General features: G+C 40.8%; 7 protein-coding genes and 1 pseudogene. All 8 read right to left on the reverse strand.

The genetic code is table 11. The features are described 5' to 3' along the window. Positions 1 to 50: 50 nt before the first annotated feature. Entirely contained in the window at positions 51 to 2,351 is a 2,301-nt protein-coding gene (locus DXB44_RS13810; protein WP_118659063.1) for a DEAD/DEAH box helicase family protein, read from the reverse strand. Beyond that, positions 2,321 to 3,226 (reverse strand): Hachiman antiphage defense system protein HamA, encoded by a 906-nt coding sequence (locus DXB44_RS13815; protein WP_118659064.1) that lies wholly within the window; start codon positions 3,224 to 3,226, stop codon positions 2,321 to 2,323. Before DXB44_RS13815 ends, DXB44_RS13810 begins: the two co-directional genes overlap by 31 nt. Positions 3,227 to 3,243: 17 nt before the next feature. Then, positions 3,244 to 3,978 carry a PmeII family type II restriction endonuclease gene (locus DXB44_RS13820; RefSeq protein ID WP_118659065.1) on the reverse strand — a complete coding sequence of 245 codons (735 nt, stop codon included), beginning with the start codon at positions 3,976 to 3,978 and terminating at the stop codon, positions 3,244 to 3,246. Beyond that, positions 3,965 to 5,161, reverse strand: a complete 1,197-nt coding sequence (locus DXB44_RS13825; RefSeq protein ID WP_118659066.1) for a DNA cytosine methyltransferase — start codon at positions 5,159 to 5,161, stop codon at positions 3,965 to 3,967. The genes DXB44_RS13820 and DXB44_RS13825 overlap by 14 nt, the downstream gene beginning before the upstream one ends. Positions 5,162 to 5,175: 14 nt before the next feature. After that, positions 5,176 to 5,385, reverse strand: coding sequence for a helix-turn-helix domain-containing protein (locus DXB44_RS13830; protein WP_082382894.1), 210 nt, complete (start codon positions 5,383 to 5,385; stop codon positions 5,176 to 5,178). Between the two features lie 50 nt (positions 5,386 to 5,435). Further along, the gene (locus DXB44_RS13835; protein WP_118659067.1) at positions 5,436 to 5,912 is read right to left on the reverse strand and encodes a very short patch repair endonuclease; all 477 of its coding nucleotides are present in this window, start codon (positions 5,910 to 5,912) and stop codon (positions 5,436 to 5,438) included. Positions 5,913 to 5,952: 40 nt separating this feature from the next. Then, positions 5,953 to 6,486, reverse strand: a complete 534-nt coding sequence (locus tag DXB44_RS13840) for a hypothetical protein (protein WP_118659068.1) — start codon at positions 6,484 to 6,486, stop codon at positions 5,953 to 5,955. 228 nt (positions 6,487 to 6,714) lie between these two features. After that, positions 6,715 to 7,606: pseudogene (locus DXB44_RS13845) on the reverse strand (IS256 family transposase). Between the last annotated feature and the right edge of the window lie 42 nt (positions 7,607 to 7,648).

Here is a 7,648-nt window from a genome sequence, read left to right on the forward strand (position 1 = left end):
ATTTTACACCTCTCCGGAGGTTTACACAATTATTGGGATGGTCTCACTTATTATGTAAACAACCTGCTTATCTCTTGATCGATATGCTGTTCATAAGCATCAAATTGGCCCTTGTCATATGGCGATTTACTATCATAACAATCTATCAGTTTAAATGGTACGCCATAATCACTTACTTTGCGTGCATTGGGTGAAAGTGCATTGTATTCAAGTTTCTGAAGTAGCAATCCTAATCCAGCTACCTCTTCCATATTGATATTCTCAGACTTTGAAACTTGATATCGGAAGAATACATCAAAAAGGCCGAGATATTTCACTAAATGGTACTTAAAAACATTGTAAACAAAGTCAGCTACTTGCCGCATTGCTTCATCCTTTGTTTTGGGATTATCTTTCCGTTCAACATAATATTGTACCATCGAAAGAAAACCACCTGAAAGATATGAATTCAATAAAACTGTAATCAACGAGTACTGGTTCTGTCCCACTCGCATTACAATAAGTTGTTTAAGTTTTTCTTCGCGTACAACGGGCAAGATAATATCCATAATGGCTTGAAATCCAGGCCAATATAGTCGGTGTGCATTGCTGCCTGCCAATGTTATTGAAACACGTTTAATATCTTCAATAGTCCACCATGGCACACTTGAAATATAACCGTATAGTGTTAATTTATCTTTTGGCCCAACAACCCGGAAACAATCAAATACTTCTGATGGGATTTCAGATGCAATAATCTGAGCTTGGATATCTTCTTTATCTTGGCGTTCAACTTCAGATAAATATTTATCTTTTGTTATCTGGTAATCAACATCCGTTTTCGGAAAAGTTATATCATAGTTTTTATGTTCCAGTATTTCAGGTTGTCCATTCACAATTTCCTCAAAATTATTATTTAAATCTATAACTCTTCCAGAATAGTGTTGGTAAAACCTACCCGCACGACCAGCTATATTTTTAGCATCAAATTGCCGTAGAGGTTTTATGCCTTTTTTGTTTGATGTAATAATTATGTTTTTTGCTGAAGTGTTTACGCCTTCAGTAATAGTCGTAGTCGAAAAGAGGCATAGTAATGTCCCCTCATTAAATAAATTTATAATTTCTTTTTGGATGTATTTGGGGATAAGGCTGTGATGGATGCCTATCCGGCCTTTCAATGCTTTTAATACAATCCAATCATTGCCAAATGTGTGTTCCAAATGATTTAAAAATATTTCATAAGTAGAACTTTCTATCCCTGAACAAGTTTCTTGAAAAGAAGAAATCAGCATTTGATCCCTTAATAAAGTTCTGGCATACATTTCTGTATCGGTTCTTCTGCCACAATAAATAATCGTATTTTCTTTAGGCGTGCTTAACGATTTAATTATATTGGCAATTTTTTGCCCTTTGCTTATGGAGCCTATTTCTACTGGGATTTGATCTATATTATAGCGCTGTTTACTCTTTACTGTTGTGTACTCTTTTGAAACAATTTCAAATTGATTGTAGCGCAAAAAAGTAAATCCATTATCTTCCGCAAAATTGTTAAACGATTTATGTTGTTGTGTATTAGGTTGAGGAAGTGCCATATATGGACCAGCTAATAGCATATCGCTTGTTAAATTACAAATAAATTCCAATGCCAAACGATATGCGGTATCACGTTCGTTTTCGCCAATAGTCTCCTGGTCAATGATAAAGCTATTATCTATTTTATAAACTTCATCAATAAAGGCAAAATCAAAGTGAAGGTGTTGATGTGAGTCCATAAACGACAAGAAACGTTCAGGTGTAAAAATAAAGATGTTTTTCTCAGAGAGATTAAATTCCTCTTCACTGAGAGAATGGATTTTATACTCTTGAAAAGTATCCGAACTACATAAACGGGCATAATTTTCAGACAAAAGGCTAATTGCCGGAAAAATCAAAAGGATATTCTGGTACTGCATCTTTTGTATAACCTCATATACCAAAAAGGTCTTTCCAAAAGAAGTAGGTGCCGTCAAAACAAAACGATTTTGCTGTCTTGCTGTGAAGCTATCGAGAACATTCTTTTGATACCTATGTAATTTATTATTCCCTCTAATAAGGCTGGCATCATGAAACAACGCACTTAAGGTAAGTGCATTGATGTTTTCATCAGATATGCGGCAATCCGTAAATTTATCTTTCAGCAAGTCAAAATATTGTGGAACTCCTGCTTCGTTAGCCAAAAACAAAAGAAAATTCATATCTGCTTCCGAGATAGGCTCACCTTTTATAAAGTCAAAAAAGCCACATACTTCCTTTACAAAAGTTGCGGAATCCGAATTCTTTTTATATGAATAATACGCTTTAATTATATTAGCGGTTCGCGTGAGTCTATCCATTTTATCACATTCTCCTTGATTTGTTTAACTTCCGATAATGGTAAAAAAATAAAGAATAATCGATAGTCAAACGAAGCAGGTATAACAATATTAAGCCGCATATATTCTGAAGCAATATGATCGATACACTTTTTTATGCTCTGATGATATTGATCAGTAATATTCTTTTGATAGGCAATAAATATAGGGTATATTAATCGAATCCCTCTATTTTTTATTTCTTCAGATAAATTAATATCAGGGTTTTCTTCCCATGAATTCAATAGATTTTCCAGTTGTGCATTATGTGTGGAGATATGGGTGCGCTCATCAATGATTGCAAGTAAGTTACGATTTACATATCCATCTGAAAGTGAAGTACTCAATTTTTCCATCACGGGAGTTATTGCACTTTTATATTGCACATAGAATTTTGCTTCTCCAAACCACAAGTCAATATTTCCCTCTCTTTCCATTAAATGAAAAGCATCAAAACCTTTGGCCTCGCTATTTTCAATAGGAGAATAAAAATATCCTCGTGCGGCAAGAACACTCGTATTTAAAAACACACGCAAGATTAAATCCAAGAGTACTTCACCATAAAAACCATACTTCAGCTTAGTATCCTCAGATGCTTCTGGGTTATAACGAATACGGCTAAGAATGGCTTTTCGCTGTTCACGTTCTAAAGCATTGTAATCAATTTCATATTCGTTGATTGCAAATTCCACAATACCATTATAGATAATCTTGGAAATTTCTTGGGGATTAGAATTACTGAAACAAATATCATTTTGGGAAGAAAGGCATGATTTATCTAAGCCACTTTCTTGATGCGGCAATTTGCATTCTAATAAAATTGCATTATGTACAGCATTCTTTAGTGCTTCTCTCATGCCCTATCCCTCCGATGTTAATTGCCAGAATTGAATTTAACAAGTTTCTCCCAATCAATGCTGCCATCTTCAAAGCAGAACTCCTGGGTAAACTCTCGGACGAGCCGGTTTGCGGCCTTCTGGTAAGATGCGTCGAATTCTTCCACATACTTCTCAGGCAGCTTGTCCATGAAGCGGATCAGCTTTATGTAGAACTCTTCATCGCCGGTCAGTTCTGTCCAGAAATCTTTGCCCGCCAGTTCCATATAGAATTTTGGCAGTCCACGATTGGACACTTTTTTCTTCCCATAACCATAACCAACAATCGGGACAAAGCGTTTCTTCGCCTGCTGTGCCAACTTGCTGGCTGCCATAAAGTTCTGTTCCTGCTTCTTACGGCTATCAGCATTGAAAACGCTTGTACCAGATTTTACTGCGATGGCATAGATAGTGTTATCCCGTTCCACCATAATGTCCACGCCTTCGGCCAATGCTTTCTGACCCTGGGCGGCAGCGGTGGCTATCGGCTCAAAGAATACATTGCCGAAGATTGTTTCTTCCGACGAGGACACAAAAGCAGCAAGAATTGCATCAATAATCTGAGCCGCCCCATTCATAGCCTTGGCTCGGAACAGATACGGATTTTTGCGTTTCATAACAGTTTTTACATTTAGGCTGTCTACTTTTTTAATCAAGTTCGTATAGAAGTTATCCAACGCAGTAGCAATCGCTTCCACGATGGCAGCTTCATCGTAACTATTATTTATTGGCATAGCAGCTTCCTCCTAATTCGATAGCTTGTTTCAACTTTTGATGGATGTCAGTTCCTCTAAACCGCTTTGTCCGGATTTCGGCAGACTGATCCGCAACAGAAAGCACCGCTTTCCCGAGTGCTGACGCCAACCCTACCGGAACGGCATTACCAATTTGTCGGTATTTCGCAACACTTGTCCCCATGAATTTCCAATCATCGGGGAACTGCTGGATACGGGCATACTCTTGTATGCTAAGAGGGCGATCTTGGGTTGGATGGCACATCATTGTTGCCTTCTGAACAGGAGATGTTACTAATGTAGGCGATGGCTGGCTATAGGACAGCCGCCGATAAAAGCCTACTTTTCCACCTCCTGATCCATAAGCACCGCCCATTGCCTCCATTCTTACAGCTTCCGGAAGGTCACGCCAATTCCCGCCCTCCGGGACAAGGCGGAGATATGCAAGACGGTCTTTGCTGAACGCAGCACATTCTCCGCAGTCATGCTCTAAATCTTTAATGGTATCCTGGAGCGTACGCCAGCGATAAGCAGGATCTTGGTGCATTTGAAAATGGGTCGGGAATGGCAGAAAAATATCTTCGTTATCTCTGCTTCCAATCAAAACAAACCGTTCACGGAATTGAGGAACGCCATAATTTACAGCATCCAGAACCCCATACACAGTTTTATAGCCGAGCTTGTTGAATTCAGAGAGGATAACATCCAGAACCGTGCCCAAGTGTTGTTCAGGATCATTTTTGTCACGCTCTGCAAGAGGAGTGTGCTTTAACGGGGCAGATATAATCCCTTTTACATTTTCCATGATGAAAAACCGGGGACGGATATAATCAATCATTCGGATAAAATCCATGAACAAGCTTCCCCGAGGATCATTGATTCCTAGCCTCTTTCCGGCAGTGGAAAACGGCTGGCAGGGTGGTCCGCCACAAATGAGGAAAGGTTCTCCTTGTGCAAGCCCAACTTGTTCGAGCAAATCTGCAGCATCAATTTCTCTGATATCTCCGCCCAATACCTTGTGGCCATTTGCCCGCATTGTAGCTACGCAGGCAGGGTCAAAGTCTTGTCCAATCACGATGTTCAGCCCCGCCTTTGCAAGGCCGATATCCAATCCCATCGCTCCGGAAAAAAGGGAAATCACATCCCGGTTTGAGGCGTTATTTTTGTAATGCAGAAAATCCATGTATGTCCTCCTAATTAAATCTTTTCGCCATCTGGAAGGACAAAATGGCGCTCAAAAGAACACCCCACCGTTTCCGCCAGATATTCTAAGTCAGAGACTGTGAAACTTTCCCGTTTCATTTTTGAATTGAAATTTTGTGGTGTAGTCCCCATCCGCCTTGCGAGTTCCGCAACGCTGATATTGGAGCGTACACACAGCACTTTAATCTGTTCTGATATGGTCATAAGGGTACTCCTTGTAAAACATCAATTTTTTCATTGAAGATATACAAATATTATCTTATATCTTCAACACAGTCCCTCATATCATCTATCATACCATCAAACTGCATCATCTGCAACTCGAAAATCAAATCTTCGGCAGCTCCCACACATTCTTCTGTCCGTTTTTGTATCTCTTGTCCCCAAAAGTGCATAGGCACCCAATCCATTGCAATCAGCTTAAAATCATTTTCACGGTCACGGGCCATATTGCGCTCAATTTTTCTGATCCAATATTCCCTGTTGTGCCCCAGCTTTTGTTTTTTGATCTCCCAATTATAGCCGTGGAAGAACTCGCTGTCGCAAAAGATAGCAATCTTGTATTTGGTTATCGCTATATCCGGGGTGCCAGGTAGCTTTTTATAGTTCTTCCGGTATCGGATGCCCTTGTGCCAAAGGGCTTTCCGCAATAATACCTCTATGCTGGTATCTTTCCCTTTGATATGGCTCATTGCCCGGCTCCGCTGCTCCGGGGTCATTACATCGCTCATAGGTAGCCTCTCATACTATTACTTAACGGCCACATGGTCTTTACAGGTTTTTCTGTAACATTTCTTGCAAAGCATAGGAAATTGTACGGAGTTCTTTACCCTCTGTCGCAACTTTACCATAGGGCATACTTACACCCGCTTTTAAGTCAATTGTAAATTCATCTGAATATGTCTTTTTAGCTCCAGAATGGTATTCAAGAGTAAATGTTACTGCTCTATCTATTCTCTGATAATCAAGTGTGCAGATTCGCGATTGACCCGGTGCCAAGACGGCATTATTAAGTTGCTGCAAATAATCTCTATCATTTCGGATTTTATAGCATCCATTGAAGTCAAAGTCATACTCAAATTTTGTTATGTAAGCTGTGGATTTTCCAAAGTTCTTGATAACTAAATAAAAGAAGGGATTACCTGCGTTAATTTCATCAGTGTAAACCGAAATAAACGGTCGTGTTGACTCTTCAATCATCTTATTATTCTGTCGTAAAGTGATTACAACTGTGACAACAGAGATGGCCGCTAATATAAACGAAAGAACACATAAAATAATATTAACAATAGTTGACACGTCCATATTTAATTCCCCCAATAGAAATAAAACTTTTATTTCGAGTCTCTCCCCAATTTTGTGTAAAGTCCAGACAGCTATAAAACAAGAGCAAATTTAATACGAGGCGGCAGACGGCGAATCCGGCTGTCGCCTTAACAACAACATAACGCAGGCAAGGGGAATTGTCAAGGGCGGCGAAGCCGTTCATATACCCTTGACATTCCTCCGCAGCAGGTGTTAATCCGGCATACGCTAAGCGAAATAGATGGACAACTGCGCATGGATGCGGCTCCAGTCCTGCCGCCGACCCGTCCACTTTTTCGTAATATCCATCATCGCCAGATACAGCATTTTCAGCAGACTGTCGTCTGTCGGGAAAACGCTCTTGGACTTTGTGACCTTCCGCAGCTGCCGATTAAAGCCTTCGATCGTGTTCGTGGTATAGATCAGACGGCGGACTTCCTGAGGATATTTGAAGTAGGTGCTGAGGTTGGCCCAGTTTTCCCGCCACGACTTTGCGATCTTGGGATATTTATTGTCCCAATTCTGCGCAAAAGTTTCCAAAGCGTCCAGAGCAGCCTGTTCGTCCACTGCTGCATACACGGCTTTCAGATCGGACATGAGAGCCTTCAGGTCTTTGTAAGAAACGTATTTGCTGGAATTCCGCAGCTGGTGAATCATGCAGTTCTGAATCTCCGTTTCCGGGAACACTGCATGGATGGCTGTATCGAAACCAGTCAAATTGTCTGTACATGCGATAAAAATATCCTCTACGCCCCGATTCCTCAGACCATTCAGTACGGTCGCCCAGAACTTTGCGCTCTCATTCTCGCCGACCCACATGCCCAGAACATCTTTTCCGGTCACGGGGAACAGAAACCTCGACATCGCCAAAACTGGTTCGCAGATTTTTGCTGCTGTGGCCGTTCCGGCTGTTGTCCGTAGCTTTGTTCTTATAGTCGTATTTGCTGTAACCAAGATCCTCATCCAGTTCGGCCTCCAAACCATTCTCCATAAATTCGGCAATGGTTCCCTTGAACAAGTCCTGGATGTCGTCCATGCTGTCGATGTTCGCCATCTGCAGCAGTTCACGGATCTTTGCTCTACGGGCTTTTTCTTCCGGGCTTCGATTCTTTCGCGACATATCTTTTTCCTCCATCCGGATGCTTCTATTTTACACCTCTCC

Origin of the sequence: Faecalibacterium sp. OM04-11BH (genome assembly GCF_003482185.1) — a bacterium.
Taxonomy (GTDB): Bacteria; Bacillota; Clostridia; order Oscillospirales; family Ruminococcaceae; genus Faecalibacterium; species Faecalibacterium tardum.